General features: G+C 46.7%; 11 protein-coding genes. 5 read left to right on the forward strand and 6 right to left on the reverse strand.

Features of this window, described 5'->3' with window-relative positions; all coding sequences use genetic code 11:
- Nucleotides 1–199: 199 nt before the first annotated feature.
- From PHW04_14960 to PHW04_14975, 4 genes are all read right to left on the reverse strand, one after another.
- Nucleotides 200–2,878, reverse strand: coding sequence for an AAA family ATPase (locus PHW04_14960; GenBank protein MDD2717189.1), 2,679 nt, complete (start codon nucleotides 2,876–2,878; stop codon nucleotides 200–202).
- A gap of 49 nt (nucleotides 2,879–2,927) precedes the next feature.
- Entirely contained in the window at nucleotides 2,928–3,116 is a 189-nt protein-coding gene (locus PHW04_14965; GenBank protein MDD2717190.1) for a hypothetical protein, read from the reverse strand.
- A gap of 306 nt (nucleotides 3,117–3,422) precedes the next feature.
- The gene (locus tag PHW04_14970) at nucleotides 3,423–5,771 is read right to left on the reverse strand and encodes an ankyrin repeat domain-containing protein (GenBank protein ID MDD2717191.1); all 2,349 of its coding nucleotides are present in this window, start codon (nucleotides 5,769–5,771) and stop codon (nucleotides 3,423–3,425) included.
- Nucleotides 5,772–5,857: 86 nt separating this feature from the next.
- Complete coding sequence (locus PHW04_14975) at nucleotides 5,858–7,657, reverse strand: peptide-binding protein (GenBank protein ID MDD2717192.1); 1,800 nt, start codon at nucleotides 7,655–7,657, stop codon at nucleotides 5,858–5,860.
- A gap of 133 nt (nucleotides 7,658–7,790) precedes the next feature.
- Between PHW04_14975 and PHW04_14980 the strand changes: the two genes are divergently transcribed.
- Nucleotides 7,791–9,077, forward strand: coding sequence for a procyclic acidic repetitive family protein (locus PHW04_14980; protein MDD2717193.1), 1,287 nt, complete (start codon nucleotides 7,791–7,793; stop codon nucleotides 9,075–9,077).
- Between the two features lie 93 nt (nucleotides 9,078–9,170).
- Here PHW04_14980 and PHW04_14985 read toward each other — a convergent pair whose 3' ends face one another.
- On the reverse strand, nucleotides 9,171–10,964 hold the full coding sequence (locus tag PHW04_14985; protein ID MDD2717194.1) for a peptide-binding protein: 1,794 nt from the start codon (nucleotides 10,962–10,964) through the stop codon (nucleotides 9,171–9,173).
- Between the two features lie 184 nt (nucleotides 10,965–11,148).
- Here PHW04_14985 and PHW04_14990 point away from each other — a divergent pair, with 184 nt between their 5' ends.
- From PHW04_14990 to PHW04_15000, 3 genes are all read left to right on the forward strand, one after another.
- A complete protein-coding gene (locus PHW04_14990; GenBank protein MDD2717195.1) occupies nucleotides 11,149–12,882 on the forward strand; it encodes a hypothetical protein in 1,734 nt (577 codons plus the stop codon).
- A 300-nt stretch (nucleotides 12,883–13,182) separates the two neighbouring features.
- Nucleotides 13,183–14,316, forward strand: coding sequence for an agmatine deiminase family protein (locus tag PHW04_14995; protein ID MDD2717196.1), 1,134 nt, complete (start codon nucleotides 13,183–13,185; stop codon nucleotides 14,314–14,316).
- Between the two features lie 59 nt (nucleotides 14,317–14,375).
- A complete protein-coding gene (locus PHW04_15000; GenBank protein ID MDD2717197.1) occupies nucleotides 14,376–15,446 on the forward strand; it encodes a C1 family peptidase in 1,071 nt (356 codons plus the stop codon).
- A 13-nt stretch (nucleotides 15,447–15,459) separates the two neighbouring features.
- Here PHW04_15000 and PHW04_15005 read toward each other — a convergent pair whose 3' ends face one another.
- Nucleotides 15,460–17,235, reverse strand: coding sequence for a peptide-binding protein (locus PHW04_15005; protein MDD2717198.1), 1,776 nt, complete (start codon nucleotides 17,233–17,235; stop codon nucleotides 15,460–15,462).
- A 214-nt stretch (nucleotides 17,236–17,449) separates the two neighbouring features.
- Here PHW04_15005 and PHW04_15010 point away from each other — a divergent pair.
- Nucleotides 17,450–18,247 (forward strand): C1 family peptidase (locus tag PHW04_15010; protein ID MDD2717199.1); only part of this gene is annotated, 798 nt, incomplete at its 3' end.

Genomic DNA, 18,247 nt, shown 5'->3' on the forward strand with positions numbered 1-18,247 from the left:
CATACTTTAGACTTCATACTTCCTCCTCAGCGCCTGATTGACGCTCTTGTCTACTTTGCAATCCTTAAAGTAATCATAAAACCACCTGAACGATTCAGATAGTTGTATCAGGTTGTATTATTGAATTGGTTTGGATTTTTTCAATCTTCAATACCAATATGTGCCAAAGGCTCGCCTAAGTATTGAAATGCGGTACTGATTATTCCTTGAAAATTATGCAATGTTTCACTGAGGAATTAAAATAATACCCTCCCCGGTCGTGAGAGGTGAGGATGAAACGCACACCTTTTTCATCGCCGAGTTTTTTCCGCAGCCTTAAAATGGTGGGTCTGAAGTTGTTCCCGTCAACAGCATAGTCAAATTTCCGTTTCCAGACCTGTTCAAAAAGCTTTGGAGTCCCGATAATGCGTCCCGGTTTTCTGGCTAAAGCAAAAAGCAGGGAAACAAGTATAGTCTTCCCGAAAAGGTCTACTGGCTTTCCGTCAACCAGCAGCTCAGATTCTGTAAAGTCGATGAAGATTTCAAAATCCATTTTTCTCTGCCGCAGGTCCCTGAGCGCACCCGGTTCAGCAAAGCGTCTGGTAACACCATTGCAGAGCACGCAGATGCCGGTTCTTTTCTGCTCTAACAGCCGCTCCACATCTGAGACATAACGACGGACTCCATCATCCAGACCTGAAGTGAGTTTGCTGAGAAGATCCTGAAACTCCCTGAAAGTTTTTTCCGCTTCCTGCTGCCTGTTTGTCAGTTGAAACGCTTTGAACAGACAGTATTTTACCCGTGCGACCGAGGATGGAGAAAGTCTATCCAGACTGTCACTGACTTGCATGATTTCCGAGATAGCTTTATCAGCCTGTCCCGCAGCCAGTAAGAAGGGTGAGCTCTTGATTATGAAAAGTAACCCATAATAAGAATTGTTCAATTTTATCATTGCTGCCTTCGCCTGCTCGAAGGCAGCCTCAGCTTCGGCAAAACGCTGCAGGCAGGTAAATAGATAGCCCTTCTCTGCATGTGTATCGAACTCATAATCGCTGTCTTTTACAATCAGGCTGATTTCCAGGGCTCTGTTCTCATAATCCAATGCCTCTTCATAATTCCGGGTAAGGACTTTCAGATATCCGAGCGAAGAATATGCCCCGAGCTGCCTAAGAAGGTTGCCGCGTCTTTGGCCCATTTCCAGCCCATCCAGCATAAGTCTTTCCGCTTCTGGGTATTCACCCATCCGGCAGAGGGCCACCCCCTGACGGCCGATGGCGATGTTCAAAAGGCTTTCAGTCCTGTTCTTCCGGCAGAGTATCTCAGCTTTCCGGGCGTAATCCAGTGCCTCGTCGGGCTTCTCTGTATAGAGCTTGATCACTGATCCCCAGCAGTAGAACTTGATTTTCAGGATCTCGTTTTCTTCCAGAAGCCGCTCTTGAGCCATGGATTTCAGAATATTTTCTGCACCAGGATTGTCACCGCAGAGAGTAAGGCAGATGGCGATCTGGAGCCTGGCAAGCAATCTGTTTTTTTCCGAGTCGCAGCAGGCGAGTGCTTTTTCAAAGTGCTCCCTGGCATGCGGAAAATCAGAACGATTGTAGCAGACGACACCTGACAGATCATGGCGCCTCCACCCGCTGATTCCATGGATGATCTTCTCTGCCTCATCCTGGTTTAACATGGCCAGTTGCTTGACATAAGCGTAATTCAGTTCCTCGCTTCTGATCCCCAGGGTTTCTATGGCGTCACGCAACAGAGGCAGCAGATCCTGGGGCTGGTCCTCAGTCAGATGGTTGACTTCCACAAGCTCCACAAGCATCTGAGCGGCGCGGTCCAGTTTCCCTGATCTCACGAACTGATAATAAGCCTCGCGCAGCATTTCCATGCTCGCCTGACCTGCCGAATGCAGTGATTCTCCTATCCGGCCATGCAACTTACTGATTTCCGCCTGCGTCATCTTGTGACTGACGAATTGCCTGAGCACATCGTGCATCCAGTAATTTCCCTCCAGGTCGAATTCCAGCAGTCCCTGCTTTCTGAGCGAAGCGAGGATAACATGGTCTGTTTCAGGGTGCATTTCAAGGATAGAATCCTGATTGACCGGAATCCTTAGCAGACTGAAAGTTCTAAGCAGAGAAACCGAGTGTACATCCAGTCCAGCCCAGAACATGGAATTGAAGTATTCCTCAGATTTCTCCTGCATGGCGTGCTCCAGCAGGTCCAGATTCCGGACTGTGTTTTTCCCTGAAACCACCAGTCCGATCAGGAGCTTCACCAGCAGTGGATGTCCTCCTGTCAGTCTGAACAGCACTTCTGTTAATTTTCCTGCCCCTTGCTCGTATCCGTGAAAAGACAAAAGCCTTGTCACCATGGAGCCCGATTCTTCACGATCCAGATACTTAAGAATGTGGGTATAGACACCGGCTGAAGCCAGGGTTCCCAGCTCCGGCACGATCCGCGAGGCGATGATAAGCTTCCCGGACCGCATTTCATGGGTTGCTTCCACCAGGCTCCTGGTCAGGCTGTCTTCCACATATTGAAAATCATCGATCAGCAGGGCCATCGGAAGTTCGTCGATCCTCTCAGCGATCTGCTGGGGATCGATCTCTACTCCATTGTTTTCCATCTTACCTGTCAGTGAATTCAAACGGTCCAGGATTGCGGCATAGAAATCCCCTGCATTCCAGCCATTCCTGCAGTGGATCAGGCTCACCTGATTCGGGAATTTTCCTTCCACCTGGAGATGAATGGCGAGCTCATTGAGCAGCACGGATTTTCCCATCCCTGGAAGCCCTACGATGAACACGCAGCCAGTGCAATTGACCCGATTCCTTAAAATCTCGAAATCCCGGCTGCGGTCGGTGCGGAAGGAGTCGTTTTTATTTCCCTGATCCGGCATAACAGGATTCTACTAATTAGAATGAACATTTTGCAAGGTCCCCCTGAATCTACAATGCTTCCAGGCTCAGCAGACCATCGTCATCCATCTTCAGCTCGATCCGGTTGTGAACCCACTGCCTGAACTCAATTTTATGCTGATTGACCTGGCGGGAATCCCTGTAGCTCCAGAGCAGCAGAAAAATACTTGCTATTCCGAGAAAACTGCCTCTCAAAGCCATTGGAAGGTTATACTCCATACTGCCTCCTCAGCGCTTGATTGACGCGCATGTCTACTTTGCAATCCTTAAAGTAATTATAAAAAGATCAGATCGGTTCTGACAGTTGCATCAGGTTGTATTAATGATGAAATTAGAAGAGATTTGATCTCAGATGCGGGGATCCAAGGTGAAATATATTGAATGCAACAAGATGCAACTGACATTCCGTTGCTATGATGACTATAATGAAATCAGTATTAAGCTGGGAGGTACAACATGTGGTCTTTAATATGAAAAGCTGAATTCATCAAATGCAATGTATCAGAAAACTCGATCATGAGTTGACTATTCCAGCATTTTAGCGATCTCCGCAACCTTGCCGACAATAGCTATTTCTTCTTCCTGGCAGCTTTTCCTCAACATATCCAATGCTGTATCCCCGTCTCTGTTTTTTGCCCTGGGGTCTGCACCTCCGTCCCGCAGGACTTTCAGAATCTGAAGCGCTTCGTCAGCAAGGGTTCCGTAATTATCTGCTGCCATATCCCGGCAGTAAAAATACACCGCATAATGCAGTGGAGTTAACCCTGATCCGTCAGCCAAGTTGATATCTGCACCTGCTGCGATCAGTTTTTCTGTTTTCTGAAGGTAGCCCGGATGATAAAACATTTCCACTGCGTAGGTTAATGGGGTCATGCCGAAATCAATTGCGTCAGGTGAAAATCCGGCTTGGACAAGCATTTCAATATATTCAGGCAGGCACAACGTCAATGGAATAATTCTGTGGCTTGTGCCGTTCGGATAGACTTTTTCAGCCTCTCTGAGCCCGAGTCCGCCTTTTTTCAGAAGATAACGCACAAAATCCTCATTCCCGTTTTCCTGTACTGCGTTGTCAAGCACCAGGCCGATCGTGCTTCTAAAATTGAATCCCTTTTTTTCTAGCATTCTGGCGGCTTCGATCCTGGGGCAGAGTGCCAGCAGAGTCCGGCCTTCTCTATCAGTGATCTGCGGATCTCCGCCCTGATCCAGGAATTTCTGGATCAGGGTGAAATAAACCTGATCGCAGCAGAAGCTTTCTCCATGATCTATATTACAACGGCGATTTTTAAGCAGTTCGAGCAGAGGCAACAGCCCATCCCGTTTTTGAAACCATTCATCCTTTTCAGCGCTGAAATCAAAAGGCTCCAGGATATTAGCTCCGTTTGCCACTGCTTCCTGGAAAGCAAAGGGATTGCAAGTTATGCATATGTTCCGGGAAAAAGGCGGAGTTTCTTCTCTGCAGAATTGTTTCAGATATTCCTGGCATTCAGCATCCAGATGCATTTCCATCACACCCGCACCTTTGCTGTTTTTCGCTTCTGGATCTGCTCCATACTTGATCAGGCATTTGAGACCAGCAAGATTCAGTGCTCTGTTGAAAATCGGGGTATCTCCAAGGCTGTCTCTGGCATTTACATCAGCTCCGGCTTCGATCAGCGCTGACAAAGCTCCAGGATCAGTAACAGTATGCAGCGGAGTTTCGCCGTATTCTCCACCCCGCACATTGGGATCAAGACCTGCCTCCACTATCAGGCGGACAAAATCGCCGTTTCCCGCGCAATGCAGCAGGGTGTATCCTGGTTTTTCAACTGCATTCCTGTCCTGTTTCCGGGATTCGTATGATTTTATATGTGCTGAAATTTCAAGAGTTGAGCTGTATTGTTCGGAAATGTCTATATTCCAGCGTGACTTTCTGAGCATCGGGTCAGCCCCGTGGGATAGAAGAATCCGCGCTTTTTCCGGCTGGCTGGTAAAATAAAAAAGAGGCGGAATCCCGAACCCGTCAAGAAGATCCGGAGATAGTCCCAGTTCAAGCAGCAGTATGAGTACAGTTGGAGTGATGCTTCCACAATGGATTGGATAATAACCAGTGTAATCCGGAAAATCGTATCTGCAGCCTCTCTCGATCAGCAGTTCTGCGATTTCCCTGGTTTTCACATGCGGTAGAGTTTGACTCGACCAGTGCTTCCAGTGGCAGACTTCTCCTGTTTGATCCATTGGTGCGGGAAACTGGAACCTGTATTCCGCACCGTTACTGATCAGTACTTCCGCCACATCCACTCTATCCACCTCGGTCAAAGGACTGGATGACGGATAATCCGTTTTTGGCGAATATCCGTGATCAATTAAATACTGGGCCACTTCAGGACTTTTTACATAGCAGAGAGGACTATAATGATTACTTTTTTTCCACGAATCCAGCTTCAGCTCAGCCGCCAGATCGATGCTGTGGATTGCAGGCACGATTTCGCGATGGAGCTTGACAGCCCCTTTTTTCAGCATCAGCCTGAGCAGTCCTTCATCCTGTGAATCGTTAAGTAAGGAGTAAAGATCAGAGTCACTTTCCTTGCTGAAATCTCTGGCCGGGAATTCTGCTCTTCCCAGCAGATATTTCAGCACATCAAGTCTTCTGGCTTGGATCCCTGTATTAAATGCAGACAGGAGAACTTCAGTTGTCTTATCTGCAATCCTGTCGATCAGGTTTCCGAGCAGGGTAGTTTCGCCTGTTATCATGGCCAGACGGATCTGTTCCTGCAGCGGAACTTCCAGGGTCAGACCGGCAGTTTCCAGAACAGCACAATCAACCCTCAGCGACATGAGCAGCACTGGCAGGAGTGGAATGAACCGGCTGAATCCAATGAATTTATTGTTATGCATATGCCATTCTTCACCCTCTAATTTGATTATAATGTGCTGTTGTAAAGGACTAATGAGGAACCTGTAAAATGAATGTAAAATCCGGCTTATTTATACTTCTGCAATTCTTCAGGCACGTACCAGTGGGGGAAATTATAGAAAATACCGGCAGGAGCCGGTTCTATCCCTTGGATGCGCTTGGCTACAGCCCAGATTTCATTTGGGATGTAGAGGAATGTATACGGCTGATCTTCATGTATCACGGCCTGTAACCGGCAAAAAATCTCCCTGAGTTTTTCCCGGTCCATGGTGGCGTGTCCCAGTTCACAGAGCCTGTCTGCTTCAGGGTTATTATATGAAATAAAATTGAATCCTGAAAATCCATTCTTTTTATCTGGGATCTGTGAGGAATGCCATATCCCATAAGGATCATGGGTGTTGGACAGCCCCCATCCTCCTATGTGGACCTGGAAGTTCTTCTCAGTTGATCGTTTCAGGTATTCTTCCCATTCCAGTATATTGATCTTCGTCTCGATTCCGATCGTTTTCCAGTAATCCCTCACCATCTCTACAATGAGTTTTCTTACAGGATTGCCAACATTGATGTTTATTTCCAGGTTGAACTTCACTCCTTTCTGCTCCAGGATTCCGTCTCCGTCATCATCTTTCCATCCGGCATCAGCCAAGACCTTCCTTGCTGCCTGTGGATCAAATGGATAGGGGATAAGCGATTTGTTGCAGGCCCAGTGGGAAGGCGCGAAATCACCACAGGTAAGGGTTCCGAAACTGTAAAGCACCTTATCGACGATTTCCCTGCGGTTGATTGCGAGAGTCAAAGCCTGTCTTGTTTTCTTGTCCTTCAAGACCGGATGGTTCAAGTTGTAACCGATGAATGAATAGGAAGAATTCGCAGGATAGGTGAATACCCTGAACCGTTCGAGGAATTCCTTGGAACTGGCCTGCTTGAAATATTGATCCGGGGAGAGTTGCATCAGGTCCAGATCCCCGCGCAGCAGTGAAATCAAGGTCGCCGAATCATCAGGAATGGTTTTGATGATTATCCGGTCAAGAAAGGGTCTTCCCCCAAAATAGTCCGGATTAGCCTCCAGCACGATTTTTTCTCCCTTGCTCCATTCAACGAATCTGTAAGGGCCAGTTCCGACCGGATGCAGATTATTGGCCGAGGACCCGAAATCCTCTTTATCAAAAAGATGCTTGGGAATGATTGGGGGATTGATCCAATCTGCGAGATATGGGCTCGGTTTCCTGCAGGAGATTTTGATCGTGTAAGGATCAATGGTTTCAAAAGTTGCTGCATCTGTTAAATCCGTCAAATAAACTCTCAGGGGGCTCTCGACCTTAGGATCCAGGATTTTTTCCAGGGTGAACCTGACGTCCTCTGCGGTAAAATCCACCCCATCCTGCCAGCGGACTTTTTTTCTCAGGAAAAAGGTGATGACTGTGCAGTCCGATGAAATCTCCCAGGATGCCGCAAGGCTTGGAGTAAGTTCTAAATTTTTCCCCAGGTTCGTCAGGGTATCGAAAATCATGTAACTCACATCTGTGGAAGCATCGTCAGTTGAAAGCAAGGGGTTGAGGGTGATCGTTTCAGCAATAGTAGACTCAATGATAGTATCCCCATAAGACGGGGACTGTGAAATTTCGCTTGTCTGGTTTTTCAGCAGTTCATTGAAACTATTCTCAGCTTTCTCCAGAATGCTGTCCCTGTTTTTTTTCGAATCATTGAGAAAGGTCTTGTAGTCTGCGCTGGCTGAGGCAGTATCCTGGAGCACATAATGCTCGAACAGGGCTTTATACAGCGGGTCAGCATCAGTAGTTGCAGCCAGAAGGACCGGAAACAGCAGAAAAACCGTCAATAATTTCAGTCCGGGAGCTATCAGAATCATTCTCCATCGGTATTATTATTACATATTATATCAAGGATTTTACATTTGTTTTACATTTCCCTGACAGGTTTTTGACAGGATTTTTTTATAATAAAATCAGGACTACAAAAGCATCAAGTATAAAGGGGGAAGTATGAAGTGTAAATTTATTCTCTTTCTGGCACTGAGTGTAGTGTGCACCGCTGCCTCTTATGCAGAAGATTATAGAGGCGCCCAGGATTTTCAGGCATACATGAATCTGGTGAAGAATTATCTGCAGCTTCCGGCAACAGTCCCTGCGCAGGCCAAGCAAATGATTCGTAATGCCCTGATCAATTCCATAAATGCAGCTGTGAAAGCAAAAACGCTGACACAGGCGCAAGGTGCTCAACTGCTTAAGTTACTTAATGCGAATCCCAATCCTGCACCTAATCCCAATCCTGCACCTAATCCCAATCCTGCGCCCAATCCCAATCCTGCACCCAATCCCAATCCTGCGCCCAATCCTAATCCTGCGCCCAATCCTAATCCTGCACCTCATCCCAATCCTGCGCCTCATCCCAATCCTAATCCTAATCCTAATCCCAATCCTAATCCTGAACCCGATCCTGAGATTGAACCCGATCCTGAGATTGAACCCGATCCTGAGATTGAACCCGATCCTGAGATTGAACCCGATCCTGAGATTGAACCCGATCCTGAGATTGATCCTGATCCTATTGATCCCGGTCCTGACAATGACAGCGATGGCATAGCTTCCATTATGAGTGGAAGCTGCCATTTGAGTGAAAATGTCAGTTGCTCCTTCAAGGTTAAAAAAGATTTCACTATACAGGAAATGCCTGTGCTGACAGAATCGACAGCATCATCTCTCAATATCGGAATTGAAATCAGTTCACCTTCCAATGCTGGAAAAGCTGACACGAGACCAATGAAAATGAGCCGCAAAGACTCTTATGTCGGGGTTCTGCAGTTCATCGAAAATCACGGCGGGCTGCCTGCGGATGCTGCTCTATCTTTCATCAGACCGATCTATGGAACTGACGGAGAAGGGAAGAAGGAAATACTCTATTATTACTTCCATTTCTGCAGGGTCTGGAACGGATTCAGAATCGCAGGGCATAATTGCGACAGCATCAACGTTCTGTCAAACGACAGTGGTGTAATAGCCTGCTGCCGCATCTGGAGAGTCATAACGGAAATGCCGCCTCAGGGTTTTAAATTGCTTTCCCCTGCACAGGCATTAAGCAAATCGGCTGGAGCGATCGGTTCAGCCTTGAAAAACGGCAGAAAGATAAACTACAATCACTGGAGTCTTGGCTACTGCTCAGTTTCCTGCGGATCCAGCGTCGGCAGTGCACTCGTTCCCTGCTACACGTTCAGGAGCGGAAGAAGATTTGCAGTGCGGGTGAATGCAGTGACAGGTGAATTGTTGAAATAACAAATTTTTTAATAAATTATCGGGGCTGTCCGACTTTTTGAACAGCCCCTTTTTCATTTTCGCATTACGAACAAAGATTTCAGCGAGTTCTTCTTACTTATACTTCTGCATACCCTCAGGTACATACCAGTGGGGGAAATTGTAGAAAATGCCGGCAGGAGCGATCCCGATCCCTTGGATGCGCTTGTCAACAGCCCAGATGATGTCGGGGGCATAGAGGAAAGTATAAGGCTGATCTTCGGATATTATGGCCTGCAGCCTGTAATATATCTGCTTGAGCTTTTCCCTGTCAAAAGTGGAACGGCTGAGCTCGCAGAGCCGGTCTACCTCAGGGTTAACATAGGAAATGAAATTGAATCCACCATAATTATTCTTTTCATCAGGAATTCGAGAGGAATGCCAGTATTGGTTTGGATCACTGTTAGTATCAAGAGTCCAGCCGGCTAAGCAAACCTGAAATTTTTTCTCATCCATCTGTTTAATGTATTCCGTCCATTCAAGTGTCAGGAGAGTCACCTTGATCCCAACTGTTTTCCAGTAATCCCTGACCAGTTCGGCGACTAACTTTCTGGTTGAGAGGTTGTTGAAAGTCAATCTCAAGTCAAATTCAGTACCATCTTTTTCCAGGATCCCATCCTGATCCTCGTCTTTCCAGCCTGCTGCAGCCAGGATTTTTCTGGAGAGCGCAGGATCGTACGGAAATGGGGGGAGCGCTTTGTCACAAGCCCAGTGGGAAGGAAGAAAGCAGCTTGCAATAGGTACTCCAAAGCCATACAGCACCTTGTCAATGATCTCCTGGCGGTTAATGGCCATAGTCAAGGCCTGCCTGATGTTCCTGTCTTTTAAAAGAGGCAGATTCAGGTTATAGGCGATGAAGTCATAATCATGTGTTGAAGGATAAGCGAACAAGTTGAACTTTTTTTTAAATTCTTCTGTATTAGCCTGCTTCGTGAATTGGTCTTGAGTCAGCCCCATCATATCAATATCACCCCTCAGCAACGACAAAAAAGTCATGGAATCGTCTGGAGAGATTTTGTAGATTACACGGGTACAAAAAGGTCTTCCTCCGTAATAATCAGGATTTGCTTCCAGCACTATCTGTTCGCCTGCCTGCCACTGTAAAAATCTGAACGGACCTGTACCTATAGGATGGCGGTTATATTCCGAGGTCCTGAGATTCACTTTTTCATAGATATGTCTGGGAATAATCACAGGAGAGAGGTGGTCAATCAGATATATATCCGGTTTGCTGCAGGCGATCCTGACAGTATGAGAATCAATTATTTCTACTGTGATTACATCAGCGAAGAAGCTTCTATAGACACTTCCTACTGCTGGATCCATTATTTTTTCGCAGGTGAATTTGACATCTTCTGCGGTAAAAATGGTTCCGTCATGCCAGCGGACATTTTTTCTCAGATGGTAGATGACCGCAGCATGGTCAGCTGATATTTCCCATGATTCTGCCAGTTCGGGAATCAATTCATTGTTTTTGTCATAGTCAGCCAGCCCGTCCATGATCAAATTACAAATATCCTGAGATGGAGTGTCATCTGCAATCAGAGGGTTAAGAGTGACAGGCTCAAGTGATGGTTCAACGATTGTATCCCCGTAAGACGGAGACAATGCAATCTCACTGGTCTGCTTCTTCAGTAATTCATTGTAGCTGCCCTCGACCTTCTCAAGAACCCTTCCATCACTGGATTTTTTCGGGTCATTGAGAAAGGACTTGTAATCAGCGCTGGCTGAGGCAGTGTCCTGGAGCACATAATGCTCGAACAGGGCTTTATCCAGCTGGTCAGCATTTGTGGCGGCAGCCAGAAGGGCAGGGAGCAGCAGGGAAATAGTCAGTAATTTCAGGCCAAAAGCATTCAGACTTTTCCACACTGATACATCATTCCTTTAATATTCAGTTTTATTTACATTTATTTTACATGTTTTTGACAGCTTTTTTAAAGTCCTGAATCATAATTATTTTATAGAGAAATATAGGAAGTTGAAGCACACCCGGTCTGAACCAGGGAAAGGGTTGGAGCAGGCGGGGGAAGATTTCTTAAAAAGGGGGGGCAGTATGCGAGTATCCGGGTTTGCTGTTGCTCCCTTCACAGCTTTGTTGTTTTTTGTTAAAGTCCTTCAAGCTGAGACCATCTCAGAAAATATTCAGTTCTTTTCCAATATCTATCAGCAGGCCATTTCTGCGACTGAAAGTCTGAATCTGCAGACTATGGAGTTGGAAAACCGATCTGAAACCCAGATTGAAAAAATCTGCCGGAAAATAACGGAATGCGATCAGAACTTTTCCTGTTTCCAGGATTACATCTCGATCCATGCTGCAGATGATTCCTTGAGACCGATTCTGGAAAATCTCACTGCTGCAGTCCTCAATTCACAACTGACCGGAAAAAATTTCAAAGTCGATTACATAAAACATCAGCTGTCCAGAATCGAAACAGCCAAGACCAAGTATCTTTCCAGAGAAGAACAGAAGCGGATTTTGCTTACAGTCAGATCGATCTATGGTGATGCTGACAGGAGCTTCTGCCATAACATCCGGCAAGGTTCACTGACCTGCTTCTTCCTGGAAGTCGCAAGGTCCTGGAATAAACTTTATCCTGCAGTGCAGGAAGACATTCTGAAATACAGCAGAGGCAATATCTACCAGCTTGCCGGCAGAGGCAGCAGGGCAGAAGATGCAGTGATTTACAGGACTTCTCATTTTGAAATTCACTACACCATGTCCGGTGAGGACGCGCCAGCCGAAACTGACCTGACTGTCGTAGGAGTCGACGGCATGGAGCACCCTGAATTTGTGGTCAATGCTGGTCTGTTCCTGGAAAAATCCTGGTCGGATGAAACCGGAAAGCTGGCCATGAAAGCGCCGAAAATCCCTTATCAGATATTCATCAAAGATCTGGGAGATGGGGCCTGTGGAGTGACTAAAGTTGAAGACTTAGCTGACGGATCTACTGACTCCTATATAGAAATTGACAATGATTTTAGCGGGGAATATTACATGCCGAATGATGATTGTGACAGAGAGACAGGTGATCTCAAGGTGACATGTGCGCATGAATTCATGCATGCCTGTCAGCTCATGTATTTTCTGGCCGGAAGGGACTACAGCACCTGTATCTGCGAACCAACTGCCACTTGGGCGGAAGAGTATGTGTATCCTGAGGTCAACGGCTATCTTGGCTTCCTCTCATATGAAAACTCTCCATTAATAGAGCCTCAGCTTGATATTGCCTGCAGAACATACGGTTATGTCGTTCTACCGCTCTTCCTGAGCGAGAAATTCAATCCTGCCATGGTTAAATCCCTCTGGGAAAGGTTTGAAATAGACCAGGATCAGACTCTTGCTCTTGTAAATACACTTGGCGACAAGCTGGAAAAATTTTATGGTGATTTCGCTGTATCCCTTTATCTGAAAAAGGAAAATTACGAGGACGGAAGCAGATTTCCGGATCTGAAAATTCTGAAAAAAATCTCTGCCGGCAGCACTGCAAGCGAGGTGATCGATACAGACACACCTGGATATCTGGGTATCAATTATCTGGAAATCGATGCCCAGGCTCCGGGAACCCTGAATCTGAAATTCCGCTCAAATTACGCCTATCCCGTGCGCCTGATCCTGCTTGGTGACTCTGAAAACAAGGTTGTGGAATTCAAAAAAAGCACCTGGGAATTTAGTCTGGAGCATTTCAAAGGCACAGTCAAGAAAGTGGTGATTGTTGCATATTGCCTGGATGCAACTCAAGCGAATACAGAATACTCCCTGGAAACAACCTGCAGTCCATCTATCTGAACAGACCGGTTTCAAAACCGGAAAATATGGATAAGCCTGATTTATTTATACTTCTGCAATTCCTCTGGCACGTACCAGTAAGGCAAATTATAGAAAATTCCTGCAGGAGCGATCTCGATTCCGTGGATACGTTTGCTTACCGCATAAACATCATCAGGGGTATAGAGGAATGTATAGGGCTGGTCTTCATGAAGGATGGCCTGAATCTTTACATTTATTTTACAATTCCCTGACAGGATTTTGACAGGATTTTCCTATAATGAAATCAGAGCCCAGGAGTATTGAGTATAAGGGGGGGGCATGAAAAAAGCAGTCTTACAGTTCCTGTTTATTTCCGTAGTGCTTTACGGCTCCCAGATCGAGAACCACGCTGATTTTCTAAAGAAAGTCGGGCTTACAGGCCGGATCAACCCCCAATTCAGGTCGCTCAGCGTTCCACAGGGGAACTTCTACACTGCAGCCGAGTTTGATACGGCTGAAGGCGTGATCCTCTGCTACAACCAAAGCACCGAAGACCTGCAGCTTGCCATGACCGCCTTTATCGCTGAAGATACACTCGTGTATTTCTGCTGCGAAAACCAGGCTGACATGAAAGGAAAGATGGAGCAGAAAGGCATTAATCTGGCCAATGTCCGTTTCCTGACCGGGAACTATTTCATCTGGGTAAGGGACTGGGGTGCACAGTGGGTCGTGCATGATGACGGCACATCAGAGAAGATCCTGGTCGACTACATGGGGGAGGACTGCGCCCTGGCCCTCTACAACCAGCTCCCGGGCGGTCTTCACATAATGGCATTCAGCGAAGCGGGCGGGAATCAGATGTTCGACGGACACGGCACAGCTTTCAGTTCCTGGTACGAGGAGTATCCGTTCTCCGAAAGCGAAGAGGAGATCAGGAATGTGTACCGCGATTTCTACAATGTGGAACAACTGGTTTTTTTAAAGCCCTTGAAAAAGGAAATGACCGGGCATATCGATCTTTACTGCAAGCTGTTAGGTTACAACCTCCTGCTCCTGGGTGAATACAGGAATGATGCCGATGCGGTCCAGGGAAACCGGGAAATATTGGAGGAAAACTGTAAAACCCTGGCAGAAGTGAGGGACTTGGCAGGTAAAAAATACCGCATTGAACGGATCGTCATGCCCCAGTATAAGGAAAGTCAATTTCAAGGTTATGTTACCACCCTCAGTTACGTGAACTCTCTGATCGTGAACAGGAAGATCCTTGTGCCTGTGTATAACATACCCACTGACGAGGAAGCGCTTGAAACTTACCGCAGGCTCATGCCAGGTTATACGGTAAAAGGCTTTGATTGCAGCAAGATCATCGAGGGGGGCGGGGCCATCCATTGCATTACGAATAACGTGTATTCAGGCAACACGGCCATGATTAATGAGCTGGAACGCCTCTCGGTACGGGCCACCGGCCTCTGACCGGATGTTGATAACTTTTTTCCGGAAGATATCTTGGAAGTATGGAGTAGGGAGGGTGCATGAAGAACAGTATCTGTTTTCTCCTGTTTTTCTCTTTTTCACTCAATGCTCTTCAAGCAGAAACTCAAACCTTATGTCTTTCATACAGCCAGAAAATGGATATCTATGCCAGGGCACTTCAGGAAGCCACTCTGGACGGCAATTCCTACCGCGTCTCAGTAAAAGCGATACCGCAGGCCCTGATTGATGACACAGCATTGCAGGACAGGAAAGATAATCTGGCCAGGGAGGCCAGGGAATTCTCTGCCCGGCTGGCGGAAGATTACAGGAAGTCAGGACGGCAGACCTTCACCCCGGTGCTCCCGAAGCCAGTCCAGCTCCCAAAAGAGTTCGATCAACGGGATGCAGGGATCATTTCCACTCCCAAAAACCAGGGTAACTTCGGCAACTGCTGGTACTTTGCCCTGGCCGGCATCTGCGAGGCTGCAATCGCCAAAGGCTCAGGAAAAATGTACGACCTGTCCGAGCAGTTACTGGTCAACTGTGTGCAAGTCCAGGGCAGTGTGGGCGACGACAAGATATCCCCCTGGGATCTGGTGGTAAACAGGGGCTTCGTGCTGGAATCCGAGTTACCTTATGTGGGAAATGTCGAAACATGCAAAAACCTGCCCTGCATCGAAAAGAATGATTATCTGTTCCGCTTCGTTTTCCCGCTGGACAAGGAAACCCAGGCCCTGCTGGAATCATGGGGTGCAGTCATCGAAGGTAACGGAGTAGTCTGGTACACCAATAAAGGCGAATACGGCATGGTCAACACGACCGGCGAAGACTTCATCAAGCGGGTGATCTTCAATTACGGCGGATGCTGTGTCTATCTCATCTGCGACGAAGCGATCATGAGTTATGAAGGCGGAATTTTCAATCATGTTCCTGACGACTCTGTTCACACTGACCATGCAGTTATGCTGATTGGCTGGAATGACCGGGAAGGATACTGGATCATAAAGAACTCCTGGGGGACAGACTGGGGTGAAGAGGGATACATGCGCCTGAAATACGGATCAGCGAAGATGGAACTCAATGGCGATGGTACGATTTACCGCAGAAGCCAGTTTGACTACAATTACTGAGATCAATTGAAATTTAATATTTCTGCAGCTCTTCCGGCACATACCAGTGAGGAAAATTATAAAAAATGCCTGCAGGAGCCGCCTCGATGCCGTGAAAGCGTTTGCTTACTGCATAAATAATATCAGTGGTATAGAGAAAAGTATAAGGCTGATCCTTATGAATAATAGCCTGAATCTTGTAATATATTTCCTTCAGTTTTATTCTGTCAAATGTGATGCGGCTGAGTTCGCATAACCGGTCAATTTCAGGGTTGCGGTAAGAAATGAAATTAGCTCCTGAGTAACCATTGTTTTTCTCAGGTATCTGCGAAGAATGCCATAATCCGTATGGATCATAACATAAACAGTTTTGCACCCAACCCGAAATGGAAGCTTGAAAGTTATGCTGAAATTCTTGTTCTAAATATTTCGTACCTTCAAGTAATCGGATCTTCACGTCAATCCCTACTGCCTTCCAGTAATCTCTGATGATATCCGCCAAGAGTTTACCACTGGGAGGGACGAGAAGTTCCAGCGTGAATTTCATTCCAGCCTGCTCCAGGATCCCGTCGCCATCTTCGTCTTTCCATCCGGCTGCTGCCAGATTTTTTTTTGATAGTCCCGGATCATAGGGATATGGAGCAAGCGATTTGTCGCAAGCCCAGTGTGTAGGCAGAACTTCAGTTAAGACAGGCTTTCCAAAGCCATAGCGCGCTTTGTCGATGATGCTCTGACGGTCAATGGCGATTGTCAGGGCCTGACGGATATTCCTGTCCTTCAGGATCGGATGGTTCAGGTTATATGCGACACACGAAAAGGCAAACGAAGGGCAGCTATATATATAGAACTTATCTCTGAATTCCTTTGAGCTGGCCTGTTTCGTATATTGATCAGGCGTGAGCATCATCACATCCAGTTCACCTCTCAACAAAGAAAGAAAGGCTGATGAATTATCTGGGATAATTTTATAGATCACCCTGTCCAGAAATGGCCTCCCTGCGAAATAATCCGGATTAGACACCAGTACGACCTGTTCGCCGGGCTGCCATACCAGGAATTCGAACAGGCCTGTTCCAATGGGACGCCTGTTGTATTCAGAGGCCTTGAAATTCTCTTTTTCAAAAACATGCTTTGGAATTATCATGGTATCTATGCTCACCGGGAGATCCATAGTGGGCTTTTTCATGAATATTTTTACTTCATGGGAGTCGACGACTTCGACTGTATCTACATCCTGATAAAAATTTTGCAAAGGACTTCCCGATTCCGGATCAAGAATCTTTTCAAAAGTGAACTTGACATCATCTGCTGTAAAGGGTGCTCCATCATGCCAGAGAATGCCTTTTTTCAAGTAATAGGTAATTTCCATGTTGTCTGCCGATGTTTCCCATGAATCAGCTAAGGCTGGAGATATTGTCAGATCACCATTGATTCGAGTCAAGGGGTCGAAAATCAAGGCCAGCATGTCGACTGTGTTTGAACTAACCAGCAGCAAGGGGTTTAATGTCTCTGGATCACTGATGATTTGTTGAACAAAGGCGTCCCCGTATGATGGAGACGGTGAAATCTCGCTGGTCTGGTATTTCAGGAGTTCATTATAACTTTCTTGAGCCTTCTCCTGAAACCCGTCGCTCTTCTTTTTTTTCGTGTCATTGAGAAAGGTCTTGTAATCTGCGCTGGCTGAGGCAGTATCCTGGAGCACATAATGCTCGAACAGGGCTTTCTCCAGGGTGTCCGGATTCGCGGCTGCAGTCAGGAGAGCCGGGAGCAGCAGAAAAAAAGTTAACAATTGCCATAAAGGAGCTTTCATTTAGTCCCCCTTGATTTGTAAAGAGGCGAATTCTACTTATCTGTCATTATATCAAAAATACTTGATCTCATTTTGCTGCATTCGTGAAGTCTTTTTTCTGAAACTTTATCAGACCTGAATATTTACATTTGTTTTACAATTCCCTGACAGGATTTTGACAGGATTTTCCTATAATGAAATCAGGGCTGCAAGAGTATCGAGTATAAGGGGGGGCATGAAATTTATCTGCTTTCTGATTCTGATTTATTCCGTCTGTATTCTGGCAAGTGAAAACGACAGCGGCTCTTATAGATATTCTGAAAGCCAGAAACAGGCTATTTTTACCAATGCTGTGAAAATCGCCGCAGAGCATGGCGGGGCTTTCCATGTGTCCCCAAAAGCGATTCCTCCCTATCAATATTCCAGCCAGGTTGATTATGAGGAATACAGGAAGGAAACCTGTGCTGAAATCAGGAAGCAGATCAGGTGGCGGGAGAAAAACCAGCACAGCGGTCTGACGACCTCCCTGAACGCTGCCGACCGGGTTCAACTGCCCAAAGAAGTCGACAGGCGCGCTGACGATGTGGTGACTCCTGTAAGAAACCAGGGGCAGTGCGGCAGTTGCTGGGCCTTTGCCTTATTGGCCTGCATGGAGACTGCAGTGGCAATCAATTGCGGAAAACTGGAAGACTTGTCTGAGCAGGACCTGATGAACTGCAACCCTAACGGGGATAACTGCTATGGAGGCTATGTCAGCGATTTGGAGCTTTACCGCACTCAGGGAGCTGTGCTGGAGGTCGACGAGCCATACCAGGCCGCAGCCGGAACCTGCCGCGACAATCCCAGGCAGTATAAAATTTCTTCCTGGAGAGAGTATATGTTCGACCAGAATTCGGTCTGTGTTTACGGCCCGGACGGATTGGCTGAAGATACGGTAGAAGATATGGACACCATCGTCAAGGAGTCTATAATTAAATACGGTTCCTGCTTTGTGACGACGACTATTGACGATTCGTTCAAGGCATACTCGGAC

The sequence above is a fragment of the Candidatus Wallbacteria bacterium genome, from assembly GCA_028687545.1.
GTDB lineage: Bacteria > Muiribacteriota > JAQTZZ01 > JAQTZZ01 > JAQTZZ01 > JAQTZZ01.